This window comes from Sphingomonas sp. HMP9 (assembly GCF_013374115.1).
Taxonomy (GTDB): Bacteria; Pseudomonadota; Alphaproteobacteria; order Sphingomonadales; family Sphingomonadaceae; genus Sphingomonas.
In genome coordinates, this window is record NZ_AP022673.1 from 1,576,811 (window position 1) to 1,596,392 (window position 19,582).

Annotated in this window: 23 protein-coding genes and 1 pseudogene; 4 read left to right on the plus strand and 20 right to left on the minus strand. The window is 66.2% G+C overall.

Going from position 1 to position 19,582, the window contains the following annotated elements; all coding sequences use genetic code 11:
* Window positions 1-30: 30 nt before the first annotated feature.
* Window positions 31-2,037, minus strand: coding sequence for an autotransporter assembly complex protein TamA (locus HMP09_RS07010; protein WP_176499773.1), 2,007 nt, complete (start codon window positions 2,035-2,037; stop codon window positions 31-33).
* A gap of 132 nt (window positions 2,038-2,169) precedes the next feature.
* Here HMP09_RS07010 and HMP09_RS07015 point away from each other — a divergent pair, with 132 nt between their 5' ends.
* Window positions 2,170-2,370 (plus strand): hypothetical protein, encoded by a 201-nt coding sequence (locus HMP09_RS07015; RefSeq protein WP_176499774.1) that lies wholly within the window; start codon window positions 2,170-2,172, stop codon window positions 2,368-2,370.
* Between the two features lie 288 nt (window positions 2,371-2,658).
* Here the strand turns inward: HMP09_RS07015 and HMP09_RS07020 are convergent, their stop codons facing one another.
* The 3 genes from HMP09_RS07020 to nadC are packed head-to-tail and all read right to left on the minus strand — an operon-like array spanning window position 2,659 to window position 4,719.
* On the minus strand, window positions 2,659-3,384 hold the full coding sequence (locus tag HMP09_RS07020; protein ID WP_176499775.1) for a ribonuclease T2 family protein: 726 nt from the start codon (window positions 3,382-3,384) through the stop codon (window positions 2,659-2,661).
* Window positions 3,381-3,815, minus strand: coding sequence for a hypothetical protein (locus tag HMP09_RS07025; RefSeq protein ID WP_176499776.1), 435 nt, complete (start codon window positions 3,813-3,815; stop codon window positions 3,381-3,383). The genes HMP09_RS07020 and HMP09_RS07025 overlap by 4 nt, the downstream gene beginning before the upstream one ends.
* A gap of 52 nt (window positions 3,816-3,867) precedes the next feature.
* On the minus strand, window positions 3,868-4,719 hold the full coding sequence (gene nadC / locus HMP09_RS07030) for a carboxylating nicotinate-nucleotide diphosphorylase (protein ID WP_232090746.1): 852 nt from the start codon (window positions 4,717-4,719) through the stop codon (window positions 3,868-3,870).
* Window positions 4,720-4,884: 165 nt separating this feature from the next.
* Here nadC and HMP09_RS07035 point away from each other — a divergent pair, with 165 nt between their 5' ends.
* The gene (locus tag HMP09_RS07035) at window positions 4,885-5,037 is read left to right on the plus strand and encodes a hypothetical protein (protein WP_176499778.1); all 153 of its coding nucleotides are present in this window, start codon (window positions 4,885-4,887) and stop codon (window positions 5,035-5,037) included.
* Between the two features lie 69 nt (window positions 5,038-5,106).
* Here the strand turns inward: HMP09_RS07035 and nadA are convergent, their stop codons facing one another.
* From nadA to HMP09_RS07065, 6 genes are all read right to left on the minus strand, one after another.
* Window positions 5,107-6,090, minus strand: coding sequence for a quinolinate synthase NadA (gene nadA / locus HMP09_RS07040; protein WP_176499779.1), 984 nt, complete (start codon window positions 6,088-6,090; stop codon window positions 5,107-5,109).
* Between the two features lie 15 nt (window positions 6,091-6,105).
* Window positions 6,106-6,831 (minus strand): DUF4230 domain-containing protein, encoded by a 726-nt coding sequence (locus HMP09_RS07045; RefSeq protein ID WP_176499780.1) that lies wholly within the window; start codon window positions 6,829-6,831, stop codon window positions 6,106-6,108.
* Window positions 6,813-7,670, minus strand: a complete 858-nt coding sequence (locus tag HMP09_RS07050; RefSeq protein WP_176499781.1) for an MBL fold metallo-hydrolase — start codon at window positions 7,668-7,670, stop codon at window positions 6,813-6,815. The genes HMP09_RS07045 and HMP09_RS07050 overlap by 19 nt, the downstream gene beginning before the upstream one ends.
* Before the next feature lie 245 nt (window positions 7,671-7,915).
* On the minus strand, window positions 7,916-8,239 hold the full coding sequence (gene grxD, locus HMP09_RS07055) for a Grx4 family monothiol glutaredoxin (protein ID WP_056057434.1): 324 nt from the start codon (window positions 8,237-8,239) through the stop codon (window positions 7,916-7,918).
* An 11-nt stretch (window positions 8,240-8,250) separates the two neighbouring features.
* Entirely contained in the window at window positions 8,251-8,481 is a 231-nt protein-coding gene (locus HMP09_RS07060; protein ID WP_056057430.1) for a BolA/IbaG family iron-sulfur metabolism protein, read from the minus strand.
* Window position 8,482: 1 nt separating this feature from the next.
* Window positions 8,483-8,806, minus strand: coding sequence for a DUF1476 domain-containing protein (locus HMP09_RS07065; protein ID WP_176499782.1), 324 nt, complete (start codon window positions 8,804-8,806; stop codon window positions 8,483-8,485).
* Between the two features lie 161 nt (window positions 8,807-8,967).
* Between HMP09_RS07065 and HMP09_RS07070 the strand changes: the two genes are divergently transcribed.
* Entirely contained in the window at window positions 8,968-9,111 is a 144-nt protein-coding gene (locus HMP09_RS07070) for a hypothetical protein (RefSeq protein WP_176499783.1), read from the plus strand.
* A 23-nt stretch (window positions 9,112-9,134) separates the two neighbouring features.
* Here HMP09_RS07070 and HMP09_RS07075 read toward each other — a convergent pair whose 3' ends face one another.
* From HMP09_RS07075 to HMP09_RS07120, 10 genes and pseudogenes are all read right to left on the minus strand, one after another.
* Complete coding sequence (locus HMP09_RS07075) at window positions 9,135-10,133, minus strand: NADPH:quinone oxidoreductase family protein (protein ID WP_176499784.1); 999 nt, start codon at window positions 10,131-10,133, stop codon at window positions 9,135-9,137.
* Complete coding sequence (leuD, locus tag HMP09_RS07080) at window positions 10,096-10,725, minus strand: 3-isopropylmalate dehydratase small subunit (protein ID WP_176499785.1); 630 nt, start codon at window positions 10,723-10,725, stop codon at window positions 10,096-10,098. The genes HMP09_RS07075 and leuD overlap by 38 nt, the downstream gene beginning before the upstream one ends.
* 112 nt (window positions 10,726-10,837) lie before the next feature.
* Entirely contained in the window at window positions 10,838-12,274 is a 1,437-nt protein-coding gene (leuC, locus tag HMP09_RS07085; RefSeq protein ID WP_443026451.1) for a 3-isopropylmalate dehydratase large subunit, read from the minus strand.
* Between the two features lie 191 nt (window positions 12,275-12,465).
* Window positions 12,466-13,347, minus strand: coding sequence for an alpha/beta hydrolase (locus tag HMP09_RS07090; RefSeq protein WP_176499786.1), 882 nt, complete (start codon window positions 13,345-13,347; stop codon window positions 12,466-12,468).
* Window positions 13,347-14,028, minus strand: a pseudogene (locus HMP09_RS07095) (glutathione S-transferase family protein). Before HMP09_RS07095 ends, HMP09_RS07090 begins: the two are co-directional and overlap by 1 nt.
* Window positions 14,028-14,663 carry a 3-oxoacid CoA-transferase subunit B gene (locus HMP09_RS07100; protein ID WP_176499787.1) on the minus strand — a complete coding sequence of 212 codons (636 nt, stop codon included), beginning with the start codon at window positions 14,661-14,663 and terminating at the stop codon, window positions 14,028-14,030. The pseudogene HMP09_RS07095 and the gene HMP09_RS07100 overlap by 1 nt, the downstream one beginning before the upstream one ends.
* Entirely contained in the window at window positions 14,663-14,974 is a 312-nt protein-coding gene (locus tag HMP09_RS07105; protein ID WP_176499788.1) for a DUF5076 domain-containing protein, read from the minus strand. The genes HMP09_RS07100 and HMP09_RS07105 overlap by 1 nt, the downstream gene beginning before the upstream one ends.
* A complete protein-coding gene (locus tag HMP09_RS07110; protein WP_443026463.1) occupies window positions 14,974-15,852 on the minus strand; it encodes an HAD family acid phosphatase in 879 nt (292 codons plus the stop codon). The genes HMP09_RS07105 and HMP09_RS07110 overlap by 1 nt, the downstream gene beginning before the upstream one ends.
* 53 nt (window positions 15,853-15,905) lie before the next feature.
* Window positions 15,906-16,616 (minus strand): CoA transferase subunit A, encoded by a 711-nt coding sequence (locus HMP09_RS07115; protein ID WP_176499789.1) that lies wholly within the window; start codon window positions 16,614-16,616, stop codon window positions 15,906-15,908.
* A 216-nt stretch (window positions 16,617-16,832) separates the two neighbouring features.
* Window positions 16,833-17,732: an SMP-30/gluconolactonase/LRE family protein gene (locus HMP09_RS07120; RefSeq protein WP_176499790.1), complete on the minus strand. Its 900-nt coding sequence runs from the start codon at window positions 17,730-17,732 to the stop codon at window positions 16,833-16,835.
* Window positions 17,733-17,854: 122 nt separating this feature from the next.
* On the opposite strand from HMP09_RS07120, the gene HMP09_RS07125 reads away from it, so the two are divergent.
* Window positions 17,855-19,501 carry a thiamine pyrophosphate-binding protein gene (locus HMP09_RS07125; protein ID WP_176499791.1) on the plus strand — a complete coding sequence of 549 codons (1,647 nt, stop codon included), beginning with the start codon at window positions 17,855-17,857 and terminating at the stop codon, window positions 19,499-19,501.
* Window positions 19,502-19,582: the final 81 nt, after the last annotated feature.

Genomic DNA, 19,582 nt, shown 5'->3' on the forward strand with positions numbered 1-19,582 from the left:
GAAGCGGCGGCTCCGGTACGAAATCGTCGCTCAAAACGCCTGCCCCAGCGACACGTACACAGCGATGCGGCTGTCACCCGGTTGCGGGTTGATCGGCGTGCCGACGTCGAGGCGGATCGGGCCGAAGTTAGAATAATAGCGCACGCCGATTCCGGTGCCGTATTGCAGCCCGGTGAACTTGGGCAGCGGCGAGGTGTAGATATTGCCCGCGTCGAGGAACGGCACGATCCCGAAACTGCCCAGGACGCGCACCCGCGCCTCGATCGAGAATTCGGTCAGGCTGCGCCCGCCAATTGGATCGTTGTTGGGATCGCGCGGACCGATCGCCTGATAGCCATAACCGCGCACCGACGCGCCGCCGCCCGCATAGAAGCGCCGCGACGGCGCCACCTGATCGCGCGGCGCGCCCACTATGGTGCCGAGCCGGGTGCGCGCGGCGAGCACCACGCGCTCGCCGAACGGCTGGTACACGCTCCCATCGAACTGCGTCCGCGCATACCCGAACACCGAGCCCTGCAGCGACACCTCGGGGCTGAGCCGCCCCCCAAGGCGGAAGCCCTTGGTCGGGTTGAGCAGATCGTCCGAGCCATCGTAATTGAGGCTGGTCGGCAGCGCGCCGATGAAGAACGTGCGGCGGCGTGGCGCGCCGGTCGACAGGATCACGTCGCGCTCGTCCGACGCCAGCAGTTCGGCACCAACCGACCACGTCCAGGTCTTCTGGAAGAAGATGTTGGTCTGCCGCTCCAGGCTGCCCGCGAGCGAGAACGTCTTGGCGTCATAGGCGTCGCGGTTGGTGTGCACGCCGGACGCCTGAAGCGTCAGCACCCGGTCGCGCGCCTGGAAATTGTTGCGCCGGAACACGATCGAACCAAGCTGTTCCTGCGTCCCCAGCACGCCGCGCAGCGTCAGCGCACCTTCGGGTGGAAACAGGTTGCGGTGCGTCCAGCTGAGTTCCGCGCGCGCGCCTTCGCCGGTGCCGTAACCGAGCTCGCCTGCGACGGTATGGGGTGGCGCAGGGTCAAGCTTCACCGCGACGTCGACCGTGTCGGGCGTGCCCCCCTGCACTGGCTTCAGATCGACCGAGGACACCAGGCTGGTCTGGATCAGCGCGCGGCGAAGATCGTCGAGCTTGGTCGCGTCGTACAGGTCGCCGGGCGAGAATCGCGCAATCTCCGCCACATGATCCGCGTCGAACACGCGGTTGCCGGGCAGCGCGATGACCTGGCCGAATTTTCGCGCGCCGCCGGGCTGTACCGACAGGTCGAGCGTCGCGGTGCGCGTGGCGTGATCGACGACGATCGCCGGATCGCCGACCTTGGCGAACGGAAAGCCCTCCCGGCCGATCTGCGTCGTTAGCTTGGCCTGCCCTGCGACGATCGCATCGGAGTTGACAGGATCCTCGGGCTTCACGCCGAACGCGGTCACGAGCTCCGGTGCCTTGTCACCCGCCGCGGCGATGCCGTCGATCGTCACCCCCTTGAACGTGTAAAGCATGCCCGGAGTCGCCGACAGAACGACCATCGGCTTGGCGCCAGGCTCGACCCGCGTGACGACGGTGGCGTCGTAATAGCCCTGCGCACGAAGCAGGCTGTTGAGCAGGTCGGCGTCCTCGCGCGCCCGGCGATCGAGTTGCGCGGCGTTGGCGGCTTGGTGATCGTTCGCGTCGAGCGTCGACAGTGCAGCGAACCGCTGGCGCAACAGCGCGTCGTCGATGCCGCCGATGCCGTCGATCCGCCAGACGTAGCGGCTCTCGGCATTGGCATCGACGGCAGCGATGGTGGCCGCCGGGTCCATCGGCGATGCCGCGAGATCGGGCCAGGCGACGCCGATATCTGGCAGCGCAGCGAGCGGGGAATTGGGATCGAGCGATATCGGCGTGTCGGCGGTCGCTTCCGCTTGCGAATTGGCGGGGATCTGGGCGGGAGCAGGCGCGGCTTGTGCGCCTGCGGCTGGCACGCCCGCACCCGATACCGCACCGGCTGTCGTCAAAACGAAAAAGGCGGCGGCCGGCCCGGCTCGCCCGACGCGGAATACCATGTTCGGCTCCTAGCCGGGCTTGTCGTTCCGGAACAGTATCTAACGCCGTATTTCTGCCACGTTTCATCCGGGTACGGGAACAGCCCTTGCGTGTGGCTGGCGTCCAGCGGCGGCGCATGGCAAGGCATGATCATGCCCGACCCGAATTCCCGCGACACCCTGCCCCCCCCCCACAAGGATCCGAGCGCTGCGGGCGGGTTCCTCGTTGCGCTTGGCATGCTCGGCGGCGCGGGAATCGGCTTTGCGATCGGGCAGGCGACGCCGGGGTTTCTGATCGGGACCGGCGTCGGCGTGCTGGCCGCGGTGTTGGTTTGGGTGCGGGACCGGCGGTAACCGACGCTCACCCACCTATCCGCAGGCCTATCCGCCCGCCTTTCCGCAAGCCTTCCTTCTAACTTCCGTCCGCCTTTCGGCAGACCTTCCGCCAGCCTTCCGCTCGTCCCGAGCAGCTGTCGGGTAGCTGTCGAGTAGCTCCAACGGAGCGTATCGGGACGGCGTATCGAAGGACGGGTTGTCGCAAGTCTATACGCGCCCTCGATACGCTTCCCGCGGCTCTACCCGGTCGCTACTCGGCACGAACGGGTCTCGGTGAAGGGTCTTGTTACGCCAATCCCGTACCGACTACCGGCTCCCGCGCCAGATCTGAAGCGGCGCGCTCGGGTTCAGCCCCCCCTGATGCACCGGGCAGCGGCGGTAGCGAAAGCGGCGGTCGAGACAGATCCAGACCTCGTCGAGCCAACCCTGCTTCGACGCAGTGACTCGCATCATCTCCGCCTTCAGGCCGGGATTGACGCCCGCCATCGCCGCAGCGAACCGCCCTGCCGTCAACGGCGCGCGCGACAAGGCATCCATGTCGGGATAGCGGAGCTTGCCGTACAGCCCGGCCGACTGGTTGAAATACTTGGCGGGACGGTAGCCGGGCATGCAGGTGCCGTGCTTGGCCCATTCGTGCTGGAGTAGTTGCGCGGACGGCGTCGTGCACAGATGCGCGCGGATCACCGTCGGCGGCACGAACTGCGCCGCACGACAATATTGTGGCCAGTCCTTGTCGACGCCGTCTGGCCAGAGCCCGTGGAGCGTGAACCCGAACCGGTTGCCCGAACCGCACTGGAAGGCCGATCCTGCGCGGTCGCCATTGTCGCGGCAATATTGCGGCGCCCAGGTGATCGCGAGCGTGTAGCTGCCGATCGGGATATCGCGCTTCGGCTGGCTTTCGGACGGCAGGTCCGGGCGGACGCGCTCGACCGAGGCCGGGGTCGAGCATTGATAGGCCTGCGCCTGCACGACGCTCGGTACCGCGATCGCCATCGCCAGCGCAACAGGGCCCAGGGTCAGTCTGGAGATCATGCGACGGCTCCTTCGTCGGTATCCGTATCAAACCAGGCTTTGCTGGCAGGCAGGAAGAGGTGGACGGTGGCCGCGACGTAGAGCGCGTTTGCGATCAGCGCGAGGACCGTCGCGGTGCCGAGAATGGCGCTTCCGGTGGCGAGCGCGCCCAGTGACTGGACGGCGGCGTACGCCGACAAGGCGGCAAGGACGACCACCACCCATTTGGCGACGACGCTCGGCGCGCGCGCGGTGAAATACCAGAGCAGGACCGTCACCGCGATCCCGATGGCCTGGAACGTCGGCAATATCCACGTCGCCTTGGCCAGGATCGGAGTGGCGGTGACGATCGTCTCGCGCTCCGTCCAGGTCATCGCCGTGACGACCGAATCCAGTATGAACGCCGCCCAGTAGAGCCGTTCGTAGCGAACGATGGCAACCGGCCTGATCATGGTCCTACTCCCTGACCTGGCCAGCCGAAGACCCGCGCCGGATATGGCGGAGCTATTCGGCGGTCGCGAAGTCCAACCCTATATCTGCCGCAGGCGCCGACTGCGTCAAGCGGCCGACCGACACATAGGTGACGCCTGACTCTGCAATTCCGCGGATCGTATCGAGGTTGACGCCGCCCGATCCCTCTGTCGGAACGCGACCGGCGACGCGTGCCACGCCCTCGCGCAACGTCGCCGGCGGCATGTTGTCGAGCAGCAGGTGCGTCGCCCCCGCTACGAGTGCCGGCTCGATCTGGTCGATCCGGTCGACCTCGACGATGATCTGCGCGATGCCCGCAGCCTTGGCCCGCCGGACCGCTTCGGCGACACCACCGGCGACCGCGACGTGATTGTCCTTGATCATGGCCGCATCCCACAGCCCCATGCGGTGGTTCTGCGCACCGCCCATCCGGGTCGCGTATTTTTCCAGCAGGCGCAGGCCGGGAATCGTTTTGCGGGTGTCGAGCAGGATCGTGCCCGTGCCCGCGATCGCATCGACATAGGTCCGCGTCATCGTCGCGATGCCTGACAGATGCTGGACGGTGTTGAGCGCCGACCGCTCAGCCGTCAGCATCGCACGCCCTGCCCCTTCGAGCCGCATGAGTTCGGTGCCGGCCGCGACCTGCTGACCGTCGGCCACGAGGCGTTCGATCCGCACGTCCGGGTCCAGCGCGCGAAAGAACGCCTCGGCGAGATCGAGGCCGGCGACGACGATCGGATCGCGGCTGTCCATGACGCCGGTGAACCGCGCATCGGCGGGAATGACCGCGGCGGAGGTGATGTCGCCGATCGTACCGAGATCCTCAGCGAGCGTCGCTGCGACGAAGGCGTCGATATCGAACGACTCGGGCAATGCTGTCTTCACCTGTCGTCTCCGGATCATGCGTCGAGATATGCTCGGGGCGCGGTGCCAAAAAACGCGCGGCGCGACCAGTGACTTCACACGTCATTCGCCTGAACGAATTATTTTCCGCGATTGGAACAATTCGAAACGTCGTGGGTTGGCCGGTCACTACCCGAGGATATTTTGATGCCCACCACGACGATGGCCGATACCGCACGCCTGCACGCCCTGCTCGACGAAGCGCTTGCTTTGGCCGACGCGCTCAACATGCCGCTTGCTGCCATCCACATCGACGAGGCACTCGCCCAGTTGAACGCGGCCGACGAAACGGCGCTTTGAGCCTGTCGTGAGATGACCGTGTCGGGCCGGGATCATCCAGCCCGATCGACGACCGTCCGGGCTCAGCCGTTATTGCGGCCCGAGATCACCTTTCCCGACCGTGTTTGACGCCATCGACAACATGCGGTCGAGGCTCTTCTTCGCCTGTAGCCGAAGCCCCTCCTCGATCTCGATCCGCGGCGCCAGATCGCGCAACGCGACGTACAGCTTTTCCAGCGTGTTGAGCGCCATGTACGGACAGATGTTGCAGTTGCAGTTGCCGTCAGCCCCCGGCGCACCGATGAAGCGCTTGTTCGGCAACGCCTTTTCCATCTGGTGGATGATATGCGGCTCGGTCGCGACGATCAGCGTGTCGCCCGGCATCGCCAGTGCGTAATCGAGGATACCGCGGGTCGACCCGACATAATCGGCGTGATCGAGGATGATTGGCGGGCATTCGGGATGCGCCACCACAGGCGCACCGGGATGCTGCGCCTTGAGCTTCATAAGCTCGGTTTCGCTGAACGCCTCGTGGACGATGCAGACGCCCGGCCACAGCAGCATGTCGCGGCCGGTTTTGCGCGCGAGATAGCCGCCGAGATTGCGGTCGGGGCCGAAGATGATCTTCTGCTCGGGCGGGATCTGCGCGAGGATCGTGTCCGCCGACGACGACGTGACGATGATGTCGGAGAGCGCCTTCACCTCGGTCGAGCAGTTGATGTAGGTCAGCGCGATGTGATCCGGATGCTTGGCGCGGAACGCGGCGAACTGCTCAGGCGGGCAGCTATCCTCCAGGCTGCACCCGGCGTCCATGTCGGGAAGCACGACGATCTTGTCGGGCGACAGGATCTTGGCGGTCTCGGCCATGAACCGCACGCCGCAGAACGCGATTACGTCGGCGTCGGTGGCAGCGGCCTTGCGCGACAGATCAAGGCTGTCGCCGACGAAATCAGCCAGATCCTGAAGCTCGGGCTTCTGGTAGTAATGCGCGAGGATGACCGCGTTCTTTTCCTTGCGGAGGCGCTCGATCTCGGCGCGAATGTCGATGCCGGCGAAGTTCTGGTTCAATTCCATGATCGTATCCCGAGTTTAACGCCTATTCCCTAGCACGTCCTGCAACGAGCGCGAGGTATCCCAGCGTTCGGTGTTCGCGACCGGCTCGTCGGCAAAGCGCACCGCGACGCTCGCATCGATCCCGGCGGCGCGCAGCGGCATCGCGAAACTGCGCTCGACCGCACGGCGCGTCGCGTCGCGCGCGAGCTTGATCATCGCGGGCTCGCGCGCCTGGCGGATCAGCTCGATCTGGCCGGCGCGGCGGTTGGCGGCATCGAGGCGCTTCTCGGCGTCGGTGAACGTATTCAGCACGCCGCCCGAGCCATATTCACGGACCGCGTTGAGATCGACCTGCGGGCCATCGGCTTCGACCGCGGGAAGGCGCACGGACAGCGTCTTGGTCTTGCCGTCCCACGCGACGTCCGACTGGGTGAGCTTGGCCATGTCGACTTCGTAGCGCACCATGCCGGGCATGATCAGCGTCTTCTCGGTCGTGAAGCCCAGCTGCGACTGTTTCGAGGTAACGACGGCGACGTAGCGCGCGGCAAACGCCGATAGCCGGTTCTGTTCGCGCAGACCTTCGAGACTGGCGCTTGCGATCGTCGTCGGATCGGGCGTGAGGCGGTCGCTGACGTAGCGCTGTACGCCCCAGAGCACGAGGAGGCCCGCGAGTACCAGGATCAGGACGACGCCCACGGCCTTGGCCAGAAACGACGCCACGCCGCTCTTGCGTACGGGTTCGGTCACGCTGTCGTTCGCCATGTCTCGCCTTCCTCGATAACCAGTCCACGGGTTTGTAGATCGTAGAGGTGCGCCAGCACCGAACGCGCGGCCGCGGGCACGAGCTGTGGGCCGAGACCGACATACATGCGCTCGACCATCGCCGGGATCGCCATCGCGCCTTCGCGGAGAAGACGCAGGATCTGCCCCTCACGTTGCTTGCGGTGGCCCAGCATGCCACGGACGAGGCGTTGCGGCTTGTCGATCGCCTCGCCGTGACCGGGGTAATAGACTCGGTCGTCGCGCGCCATGAGCTTTTCGAGGCTCGCCATGTACGCCGTCATGTTGCCATCGGGTGGCGAGACGATCGTCGTCGACCATCCCATCACGTGATCGCCGGAGAACAGCGCCTTCGTCTCGGGGAGCGCGAAGGCGAGGTGGTTCGAGGTGTGGCCAGGCGTCGCGATCGTCTCCAGCGTCCAGCCCTCGCCAGTCACCATATCGCCCTCTGCAAGAACGCGATCGGGCGCATAGGCGGCATCGAACGACGCGTCGGCCCTCGCGCCGCCATCGGCAAGGTCGAACGGCGCGGCGCCGACGATCGGCGCGCGCGTGATAGCCTGGAGCGGACGCGTCGCAGGACTATGGTCGCGGTGGTGATGCGTGACGACGATCGCCGACACGGTACGCCCATCGATCGCTCGCACCAGCGCAGCGATATGGTCGGGATCGTCGGGACCGGGATCGATCACGACAAGGTCGGTCCTGCCGACGATATGGGTCTGCGTTCCCGTATAGGTATAAGGGGAGGCGTTGGGCGCGAGCACGCGTACCACGAGCGGCTCGAGCTGGATCGGGATACCGGTCGGATGCTCAGCCATGTATGCGAAATGGCGGCTCAACGCGGCGATGGCAAGGTCTCGATTGGAGGTGAGCCTGTCGGAAACTCTTACAGATCGGGGCCGAGCAGATCCGCGATTAACTATCGGACGTCAGCAAACCAGCGAACGGGCGTTTCTGGCATGGACCCTGCAGATCTTGCCCTGTCACCGAACGCAACCGCGTTCACAGGGTGGATCGGTCGCTTCCCCTCCGGTCTCGCGACGATCCACCCACCCGGCTCCGATCAGTTGGCCTTCTGCGTCTCGAACAATTGCGCCAGTTCGCCGCTCTCGTACATTTCCATCATGATATCTGAGCCGCCGACGAATTCGCCGTCGACGTAAAGTTGCGGGATCGTCGGCCAATCCGAATAGCTCTTGATACCCTGGCGGATACCCTGGTCCTGCAAGACGTCGACGCTTTCGAACTCGACCTCGAGGTGGTTCAGGATCGCGATCGCGCGGCTGGAAAAGCCGCACTGCGGGAACAGCGGGCTGCCCTTCATGAACAGGACGACGGGGCTGGCTTTGACCAGGGCGTCGATACGGGCGTTGGAATCGTCGGTCATGTCTTCGGTCCTCAGGAAATTGCAGTCGTAAGCTGAAGTGCGTGCAGGACGCCGCCCATCCGACCGCCGAGCGCGGCATAGACGGCCTGGTGCTGCTTTACCCGGCTCATCCCGGCAAAGCTGGCAGCGGTGACCTTGGCCGCGTAATGATCGCCGTCACCCGCGAGATCGGTGATCTCGACCTGGGCATCGGGGATCGCGTCCTTGATCATCGTGGCGATATCGTCGGCAGCCATCGGCATATCAATGCGCCTCCAGCAATTGGCGACGGGCCTCGATCATCTGCTGCGCAAGCGCGCGACGAACGGTGGCCTCGTCATGATCGAGACCGGCGGCGGTCAGGTCGCCGACGAGCTTGCGCACGACATCGTCGTCGCCCCCACCTTCCATATCGGCGTGCACGAGCGCGGTGGCATAGGCGTCGGTCTCTTCGGGGGTGAGCTGCATCTCATGCGCCGCCCAGCCGCCGAGCAGGCGATTGCGACGCGCCGTAATCCGGAAGGCCATCTCTTCCTCGCGCGCGAAATGCGCCTCGCTGGCGCGTTCGCGGTCGTCGAAGTTGGTCATTGCGCGGGTCCCCGTTCAGCCGTGTCGTCGACCCCGAGATAGGTCGCACGAGCCCCCTGCGCAACAATCGACGGAAACGTGCAAAAACTGCTGGAACAATGCCGGGGTTGTAACGATATATAAGTCAGTCACGTGACACAGTGCACGGACAGGAGAGTGATATGTCGACCCTATCCCAGCTGCCTTCCGTTCCCCTGACCAGAGCGCGTGCCACGCCGCCGGTCGTGCACGGTCTCGCCTACGGGATTTTCGCGTCGATGGCGATGTGGGGCGCGATCGCCGCCATCGCGTACAACGTCTTTTGACCCTCTGGTAGAGGCGGCTGCGCTTAGCCGACCTCTACGACGAGCTTCCCGATAGCATTACGTGCCGCCATCTTCGCAATGGCCTTGCCGCCGTCCTCGAACGCGAATGTTTCGGTAACGCGCGGCGCGATCTTTCCTGCTTCCCACAGGTCGAACAGCGTCCCGATATGTGCCTGGTTCGCCTTCGGATCGCGAGCTGCGAACGCCCCCCAAAAGACCCCGCAGACGTCACAGCTTTTCAGCAACGTAAGGTTGAGCGGAAGTTTCGGGATACCGGCGGGGAAGCCTACCACGAGGTACTTGCCCTCCCAGGCAATCGAACGCAGAGCGGGCTCCGCATAGTCGCCGCCGACCGGATCGTAGATCACGTGAGCGCCATCGCGACCGACCGCTGCCTTGAACTGCTCGGCAAGCGCCTTCGACTGGTTCTTGTCGAACGGGGCACGCGCGTAGATCAACGTCTCGTCGGCCCCCGCGGACTTGGCAGCGGCCGCCTTCTCCTCGGACGAAACCGCGGCGACGACCTTTGCGCCGAACGCCTTGCCGAGCTCGATCGCCGCGAGCCCCACGCCGCCGGCTGCACCGAGAACGAGCAACGTCTGTCCCGCCTTGATGTGGCCGCGGTCGAGCAGTGCGTGGATCGTCGTGCCGTAGGTGAGGATCAGCGATGCTCCCTCGGCGAAGCTGCGGCCTTCGGGGAGGCGGTAGAGCTTGGCGGGGTCGGCGATGACCTGCTCGCACAGGCCGCCATGGCCGAGCATCGCGATGACGCGGTCGCCAACCGCCCAGCCGGCAACGCCTTCGCCGATCGACGCGATCGTGCCGGCGATCTCGCCGCCCGGCGCGAACGGGCGCTCGGGCTTGAACTGGTATTTGTCCTCGATGATAAGGACGTCGGGGAAGTTGATCGCGCAGGCTTTGACCGCGACGACGACCTGTCCTGGGCCGGCCACCAAATCGGGCAGCTCGACCATTTCCAGAGTTTCAGGTCCGCCGACTGCCTTCGACACCAATGCTCGCATACCCGCTCTCCACCGTCGTCCAGGGGCGATTCGATGCGACCGCCTCCTCGAATTTCGAAATCTGGGTATCCCTTGCCAGCGTCAGGCCGACCTCGTCCAGCCCTTCCATGAGGCATTGACGACGGAATGCGTCGAGTTCGAAGGTGAAGCGATCCTGGAACGGCGTGGTGACGGTCATCGTCTCGAGATCGACCGTGACAATCTGGTCCTGCGCGACCTCAATCAGGCGGTCGATCGCCTCCTGGGGCAGCACGACGGGGACGATGCCGTTCTTGAACGCGTTGCCCGAGAAGATGTCCGAGAAGCTCGGCGCGATCACCGCGGTGATACCCATGTCGGCGAGCGCCCAAGCGGCGTGCTCGCGGCTCGACCCGCAGCCGAAATTATCGCCCGCGATCAGGATCGGCGACCCGGCATAGCGCGGGTCGTCGAAGATATTGCCGGGTTGCGCCCGAACCGTCTCGAACGCGCCGCGGCCGAGGCCGGTGCGCGTGATCGTCTTCAGCCAATGCGCGGGAATGATGACATCGGTGTCGATGTTCTTCGCGCCCCACGGATAGGCGCGGCCCGAGACGGTGGTGACGGGAGTCATCGCTGTTCCGTGCGCTCCGGCCCCGTATGATCCGGAGTCGTGCGTGCCGATGCGACATAGGCCGCGACGCCGCTGAGCATTGCGCCCGCCGCCAGCAATACGAAAACCTTCTTCACGCTATTTCCCCCATCAACTCTCTGACGTCGCTCAGCTTGCCGGTCACTGCCGCCGCTGCCGCCATCGCGGGTGATACCAGATGCGTGCGCGCTCCGGGACCCTGTCTGCCAACGAAATTACGGTTCGACGTGGAAGCGCAACGCTCCCCCGCAGGGACTTTGTCCGGGTTCATGGCCAGACACATCGAACAGCCCGGCTCGCGCCATTCGAACCCTGCCGTGATGAAGATCCGATCGAGCCCCTCGGCTTCCGCCTGCCGCTTGACCAGCCCCGATCCGGGGACGACGAGTGCGCGCACCCCGTCGGCGACATGGCGCCCGTCGGCGATCGCCGCGGCGGCGCGCAGGTCCTCGATCCGGCTGTTGGTGCAGCTGCCGATGAAGACGTGCTGGATCGTAACGTCGCGCATCGCGGTGCCCGCGGTCAGCCCCATGTAATCGAGCGACTTCTGCGCCGCCGCCTGCTTGGCGGGGTCGGCGAAGCTCGACGGTTCGGGAACGACACCAGTGATCGGGACGACGTCCTCGGGGCTGGTGCCCCATGTCAGGCCGGGCGCGATGTCGGCGGCGTCGAGCACGACGGACTTGTCGTAGCGCGCGCCGGGATCGGTCGCGAGGCTGCGCCACCAAGCGACGGCCTTGTCCCAGTTCTCGCCGGTCGGCGCCATCGGGCGGCCTTTGAGATAGGCGAACGTCGTATCGTCGGGCGCGATCAGGCCCGCGCGCGCGCCCGCCTCGATCGACATGTTGGCGATCGTCAGGCGGCCCTCGATCGACATCGCGCGAATGACGCTGCCGGTGAATTCGATGACGTGGCCGGTGCCGCCCGCTGCGCCGATCTTGCCGATGATCGCGAGGATGACATCCTTCGGGCTGACCCCGAAGCCGAGTTCGCCATCGACGCGGACTTCCATCGTCTTGGCCTGCGACAGCAGCAGCGTCTGCGTGGCGAGGACGTGCTCGACCTCGCTGGTGCCGATCCCGAACGCAAGCGCGCCGAGCGCACCATGCGCGGAGGTATGGCTGTCGCCGCAGACCAACGTCGCGCCGGGAAGCGTAAAGCCTTGCTCGGGGCCGACAACGTGGACAATGCCCTGCTCGGCGGCGGTCGCATCAATATAGTCGATGCCGAACTCGGTCGTATTGCGGCGCAGCGCGTCGAGCTGTTGCGCGCTTTCGGGATCGGCGATCGGCAGGACACGCCCGGCGGCGTCCTTGCGCGGCGTCGTCGGCAGGTTGTGATCGGGGACGGCAAGCGTCAGGTCGGGACGGCGGACTGTCCGCCCAGCGACGCGGAGGCCTTCGAACGCCTGCGGACTGGTGACTTCGTGGACGAGGTGACGGTCGATATAGATCAGGCAGGTGCCATCGTCGCGGCGTTCGACGACGTGCGCGGCCCAGATCTTTTCGTACAGGGTTTGTGGAGTTGCCATGATGGGGGCGCGGTAACCGAAAAGGGGTGCAAGGCCAAGGTTCGATGTAATTTTCGGTCGTAAGAATGCGGCGGTAGGGCGTATGTCGGCCTTGATCCGTCATCCTGGCGAAAGTCAGAATCCAGTGTTACAGGCGCCGTCTTTCGCGGCTCTGGTTCCTGACTTTCGTCAGGATGACGGAGGGGGCGCGACTAGCGGGCAGGCATCGCCGCGTTCAGGAACGCCACGCTGTCCGCCAGCACTGGCGCCTTCCCGCGAAACGGCTTCGACAGCGCCATCGCGACGTTCTCGTGGCTCAAACCCGGGTAGTCGATGTGCGTAACCGGCGCCCCAAGCGCCTTCAGCCGCGCGGTGAGGTTGATCGCGTTGTGCGGCTTGACTTGCGTGTCATTACCGGCGGTGATCAACAGCATCGGCGGGGCGTCGGCGCGCGCAAAGTGGATCGGCTGAGTCATCACCGGGTCGGCCGCGCCCTGCATCGCGTCGATCGCGCGTTTGGCGGTGAAGGGGTAGAAGTCGTACGGGCCGCACAAACCGACCGCGGCCTTAATGATATGCGGGTCGACGCCCTCCGCCTTCAGCCAGCGCTCGTCGAGCGTCAGCATGGCGACGGTATACGCGCCTGCGGAGTGGCCGGCGACGGCGATGCGAGTGGGGTCGCCGCCCGACTGCGCGATGTGGTCGCGCGTCCACTTCACCGCTTCGGCGCCGTCCTGGAGGAAGGCGGGGAAGCGCACGTCGGGGACCTTGCGGTAATCGGGCATGACGACGACGTAGCCCGCCTTCGCATAAGCGCGCGCCGCGAACGCATAGGCGCCACGCGAGCCGTGGACCCAGCCGCCGCCATACCAGAAGATCAGCACGGGCAGGCCGGTCTTCGTACCACCAGACGGCCGCCAGACATCGAGCGTCTGGCCATGCGTGCCGAAGGGAACGCCTTCGCGAACGCGCGCTGTTCCGCGCCCGCCACCCATCACGCCGTCGAGCACGCTGAGCGTGCCCGGCCCCGCGGTGAACGCCGTGCCTGCGATCAGGATCACGATGAGCACCAGTACGATTGCGGCGCGCTTCATCAGCGGCGGAAATCCGCGGTGATCGATCCGCATGTGGCAAGATCAGCCTCGTGGCTCTCCTCGCGCCAGGTTTCAGCGAGCGCGGTCGCCTCCCATTCGCGCATCGCCGGATGAGCGATGATCCGCTCGACCCAGGCCAGACCGGCGGGGCCGACATCGATCCCGTACGTCCGCACGCGGAACGCGACGGGGGCGAAGAAGGCGTCGACCGCGGTGAAGTCGGTGCCGGCGAGCCATGGCCCGCCGAACCGGTCGAGCCCCTGCGCCCAGAGTTCGGTAATCCGCGCGACGTCGTGATCGAGCGCTTCGCTGCCGGGAGCGGCGTCGACGCGGACGCCGACGTTCATCGTCCGCTCGTTGCGGAGCGCGGAGAAGCCGCCATGCATCTCCGCAGTCGCGCAGATCGCCCACGCGCGCGCCTCGGCATCGGCTGGCCACACGCCGTCATGGCGCTCGGCGAGGTAAAGGACAACGCCGAGCGAGTCCCACACCGTCCGCGTGCCGTCGATCAGCACTGGCACTTGTCCCGTTGGCGAGAAGGCGGAATGCGTCGTAATTGACCGGCGCCAGGAACGGCTCGATCCGATCCTCGAACGGGATGTTGAGTGCGGTCATCAGCAGCCAAGGCCGCAGCGACCAGCTTGAATAATTCCGGTTCGCGGTGATGAGGGTATAGGTCATCAAGCGGTGTAGCGCGCCGTGGTCTTCGCTGCGACCTCGTCCGCAGTTACGCCCGGCGCGAGTTCGACCAGCGTGAACGGGCTGTCGTGGTCGGGGCGCTGGAACACCGCAAGATCGGTGACGACCATGTCGACCACGTTCTTGCCCGTCAGCGGCAGCGTGCACGAGGGGATGAACTTCGGCGTGCCGTCCTTGGCGGTGTGGTCCATGACGACGATGATCTGCTTGACGCCCGCGACCAGATCCATCGCGCCGCCCATGCCCTTGATCATCTTGCCCGGGATCATCCAGTTGGCGATGTCGCCGCCCTCGCTGACCTCCATTGCGCCAAGCACCGTCAGGTCGATATGCCCGCCGCGGATCATCGCGAAGCTGTCGGACGAGCTGAAATACACCGACGAGGGTAGTTCGCTGATCGTCTGCTTGCCGGCGTTGATCAGGTCGGCGTCCTCTTCACCCGCATAAGGAAACGGACCGATCCCGAGCATCCCGTTCTCCGACTGGAGCGTGACGGTCATGCCCTCGGGGATATTGTTCGCGACCAACGTCGGGATGCCGATCCCGAGATTGACGTAATAGCCGTCCTTCAGTTCCCTGGCGGCGCGCGCGGCCATCTGGTTGCGATCCCACGGCATCAGTTGATCGTTCCTTCCTGGATGGTTGAGATGGTCGTGAATTGTTCGCGCAACTCCGTACCGACGCCGTCGACGATCGCCTGCAACGCGGCATCCTCGTCGATGCCCCAGGTGGCCGCATAGGCGCGCGCGGCGTGGCGGATCGTGTCGGCGAGGAGATAGCCGAACACCGTCGGATCCTCGAGGATACCCGCGTCGATCAGCACGTTGCTGCCCGCATTGTTGGTGATCCAGATGCGCGCGACCTCGACCGATTCGTCGGTCAGCGCGGCGCCTGCATCGAGTTTGATCGCATTGGCGTGATCGGCCATCAGCGCATACCTCCACTCGGTGCCCATTGGACGTTGGGCGGGAACACATCGTCACGCGAGCCTTTCAGCGCGGTGCCGTAGACGGGGTTGGGCAGCACGAACCACCCTGCCCCCCATTTGGCGGTGATCCCGGCCGACTGCACCACGGCGCGACGCGCGGCGGGGGTCTGGCCTGCGTTGAACAGGTCGCTGAAATCGCCGAGCTGGTCGCCGCCCATCGCGACGACGCAGTATTTCGCGGCGATCGTCGCGCGGCGGCCGTCCTTCTTCGCACCGGTCGCATCGTCGCCCGACAGGAACAGCGTTTCGCCGTGGCGCGCGGGGCCGAGCCCTGCACCCTCGATCGCGGCTTGCGTCTGTGCGGCGTTGGCGGCGGAGCGGTTGGTGTTGAAGACGACGGTCACGCCCATCGCGCGGAGTTGCGTCAGCGCCGCCAGCGCGCCGGGGACGGGCGCGACCTGTTTGATGCCGGTCCGCTCCCACGCCTGCCAGCGCGCATCCGACCACAGCTGGCCTGACGCGGCGTCAAATTCGAAGCCGAGGTTGAGCAGGACGGTCTCGTCGACGTCGAACACGGCCGCTTTCGGCTTAGTGCCGCACGCGGTCCAGCTGGGCGCGGCGATCGACGCGCCGGGTGCGAGGACGACCGATACCGGCGTACGCTGCGCGCGGACGTACCCGACGAGCGCGTTCCACGCCTGGATGCTGACCGCGGCGGCCTCGCCCGAGGCGTAGAGATACTGCATCCCCGCGGGGACGCCGTCGACCGTCACGGGCACCGCGGCGGTCGGTGTCGCGGCGATCGATGTCGGCGCGGACACGCTGACGCAGCCCTGCAACACCAGTGCCCCTGCGAACGCAGGGGCCCAGGATACCAGCCGCAACGCCCGCGACCCTGGACTCCTGCGTACGCAGGAGAACCGAGAGTGTATCACGCCGAAACCCGTTCGCGGACGGTGCGGAATTCGATCTGCTTGTCGTAGGGCGCGCCGACGATCATCCGCTTCACATAGATGCCCGGCAGGTGGATCGTGTCGGGATCGAGGCTGCCTGTAGGAACGATCTCCTCGACCTCGGCGACGCAGATCTTGCCCGCGGTGGCCATCGGCTGGTTGAAGTTGCGCGCGGTCTTGCGGAAGATCAGGTTGCCGCTCTCGTCCGCTTTCCAGCCCTTGATGATGCTCAGGTCCGCGCGGATGCCGCGTTCGAGGATATAGTCCTGCCCATCGAAGCTCTTCACTTCCTTGCCTTCGGCGACCAGCGTGCCGACGCCGGTCTTGGTATAGAAGCCGGGGATGCCCGCGCCGCCGGCCCGGCAGCGTTCGGCTAGCGTGCCCTGCGGACAGAACTCGACCTCGAGTTCGCCGCTCAGATATTGCCGCTCGAACTCCTTGTTCTCACCGACATAGGACGAGATCATCTTCTTCACCTTGCGCGAGCGGAGCAGTTTACCCAGCCCCTGCCCGTCGATCCCGGCATTGTTGCTGGCGATCGTCAGGTCCTTGACCCCCGAGGTCTCGATCGCGTCGATCAGCCGCTCGGGAATGCCGCACAGCCCGAAACCGCCCGCGCAGATCGTCATGCCGTCGAACAACAGGCCTTCGAGAGCCGTCGCCGCATCGGTGTAGCGCTTGTTCGCCATGCATCCTCCTCAGGTATTTCGCCTCGCATAAGCCGGTGGTTCGCGCTCGGCAACGGGCGTCGGAGGACATCGGCGCTGATCGATCCTCCCCCGCCAGGGGGAGGTGGCGCCAAAGGCGTCGGAGGGGGAGGACACGGAACAGCGGCTTCCCTTTCCTCCCCCTCCGTCAGGCAGGCGCCTGCCACCTCCCCCTGGCGGGGGAGGATTGAACCGTTCTCAATACGCGAGCTTCAACCCCGGCCGCTTCCACCGCGTCTTCACCAGCCGGCCGCTGCCCGAACAGGTGATGTACGCGTCCATTCCATCCGCGCCGCCCCAGCAGATGTTGGTGGTGAACGCATCGTCGGTGGCGACGAACTCGACCAGCTCGCCCGCCGGCGAGATCACGCTGATCCCGCAGTCGCCGATCGTCGCGACGCAGATGTTGCCGCCATCCTCGACACCGAGCGAGTCGAAGAACTTGTAGCCGGCGGGGCGGTAGAGCGGCGTTCCCGCGGCGCTGGCGACCTTGCCCGGCGCGACGATGTCGAACGCCATCAGCCGGCACGTGAAGGTTTCCGCCGCGTACAACCGCGTCCCGTCGGGCGAGAGGCCGATGCCGTTGGGATTTTCGCTGGGGAAGATCACTTCCTCCAGATGGCTGCCGTCGGCCTTCGCGTAGAAGATGCCGGTAATATCGCGCGCGCGATCGCGCGATTTGCCGTGATCGGTGAACCAGAAGCCACCGTGCGAATCGAAGACGATGTCGTTCGGACCGCGCAGCGAGCAACCGAAGTCGCCGTCCTTGTAGAGCGTCTCGACCGCGCCGGTGGCGATATCGATCCGTTCGATGCGGCCGCCCGAATAGTCGTGCGGCTGGCCGTGCGGAGTCAGGAAGCCGTTCGCCTCGCGCCACGCGAAGCCGCCGTTGTTGCAGCAATACAGCTTGCGGTCGGGACCGATCGCGAGCCCGTTGGGGCCGCCACTGGGTTCGGCGACCGTCGTCTTGGTGCCATCGGACGCGACGCGGGTGATGCGACCGGCGGCGATCTCGACGAGGATGACGCTGCCATCGGGCATCGCGACCGGGCCCTCCGGAAAGCGCAAGCCGCTGGCGACGGTGATGAAGTCGGTCATGATCCTCTCCTGGCACGAGTCGGGTTCGGCCCCGGCTTCGTGAACGCGGCGAGAGTAAGCGAGATCGTCGCCAGCGCACGACGTTTCTCGACTTCGCGCGAAACGGACGGCAGAATGCCGCGATGATCACACCACGCACCGGCGGCCGCATCCTGGTCGACCAACTCGTCGCACAGGGATGCGACCGGATCTTCACCGTACCGGGAGAAAGCTTCCTCGCCGTCCTCGATGCGCTGCACGACACGCCGGCGATCGACCTGGTGGTGTGCCGGCAGGAGGGCGGCGTGGCCTATATGGCGTGCGCGGACGGGACGCTGACGCACCGGCCGGGCGTGGCGTTCGTGACGCGCGGACCGGGCGCGACCAACGCGTCGATCGGCGTGCATGTCGCGATGCAGGATTCGCAGCCGATGATCCTGTTCGTGGGCGATATCGACCGCGGCACGCGCGACCGCGAGGCATTTCAGGAGATCGATTTCCAGGCGATGTTCGGAGCCGTCGCCAAATGGGCGGCGCGGATCGATGATGCGCGGCGCATCCCGGAATATGTCGCACGCGCCTATGCCACCGCGATGTCGGGGCGGCCGGGACCGGTGGTGCTCGCGCTGCCCGAGGATATGCTGCTCGACGTGGTGGAGGCGGTCGATCGGCCGCGCGTCGAGCGCGTGGCGCAAGGCTGCGACGCCGATACGATGGATCTGCTCGCGGATCTGCTGACGACGGCGGAGCGCCCGGTCGCGATCGTCGGCGGCGCGGGCTGGGACGTCGCCGCGTCGGGCGCGTTCTCGACCTGGGCGGACCGTAACGGCGTGCCCGTCGCAGCGGCGTTCCGGCGGCAGGATGCTATTCCCAACGATTGCCCGGTGTGGGCGGGCAATCTCGGCTATGGCCCCAATCCGAAGCTGGTCGAGCGGGTAAAGGCGGCTGACCTCTTGCTCGTGGTCGGCCCGCGGTTGGGCGAGGCGACGACCGATGGCTATGCGCTGATCACGCCCGATCATCCGGGCCAGCGGATCGTCCATGTCCATCCCGATCCGGACGAATTGCAGCGTGCCTACCATGCGGACGTAGCGGTGTGCGCGGGGATGGCGGAGTTCGCCGAGGCGTTGCTGCTGCTCGACCTGCCGCCGCGCACGGCCGGGCAGGAGGCGCATGCCGAGTGGCTGGACTGGTCGACGCCGCGCCCGCGCGATCTGGCGATGGATCTGGGGCCGTGCGTGACCGCGATGCGCGAGCGGCTGCCCGCGGATGCGATCCTCTGCAACGGCGCGGGGAATTATTCGGGCTGGTGGCATCGCTACTGGGCCTATGCCGGGCCGGGAACGCAGCTCGCGCCGACCGCTGGGGCGATGGGGTATGGCGTGCCGGCAGCAGTCGCCGCATCGCTGCGGCATCCCGAGCGGACGGTCGTCGCGCTCGCGGGCGATGGGTGTTTCCTCATGAACGGGCAGGAACTGGCGACGGCGGTGGCGCACGGGGCGGACATGCTGGTGCTCGTCGTCGACAATGGTGGGTACGGCACGATCCGGATGCACCAGGAGCGCGAATATCCGGGGCGTGTGTCCGGGACGGCGCTGCGCAATCCGGACTTTGCCGCGCTCGGGCGGGCTTATGGGTGCTGGGCGGAGACGGTGACGCAGACGGGCGATTTCGTCGGGGCGCTGGACCGGGCAATGGCGCGCGGCGGGGTGCGGATGCTGCACCTGGTGACGGATATCGAGGCGATTACCGCTGGAACGACGCTGGCCAAGGTGCGCGGGGCGGGGTGATCCTAGGCTGGTGATACCGCCACTACCCCACCCCAAAGCTCCACCCCGGCGAAGGCCGGGGCCCAATTGGGGGGACGGCAG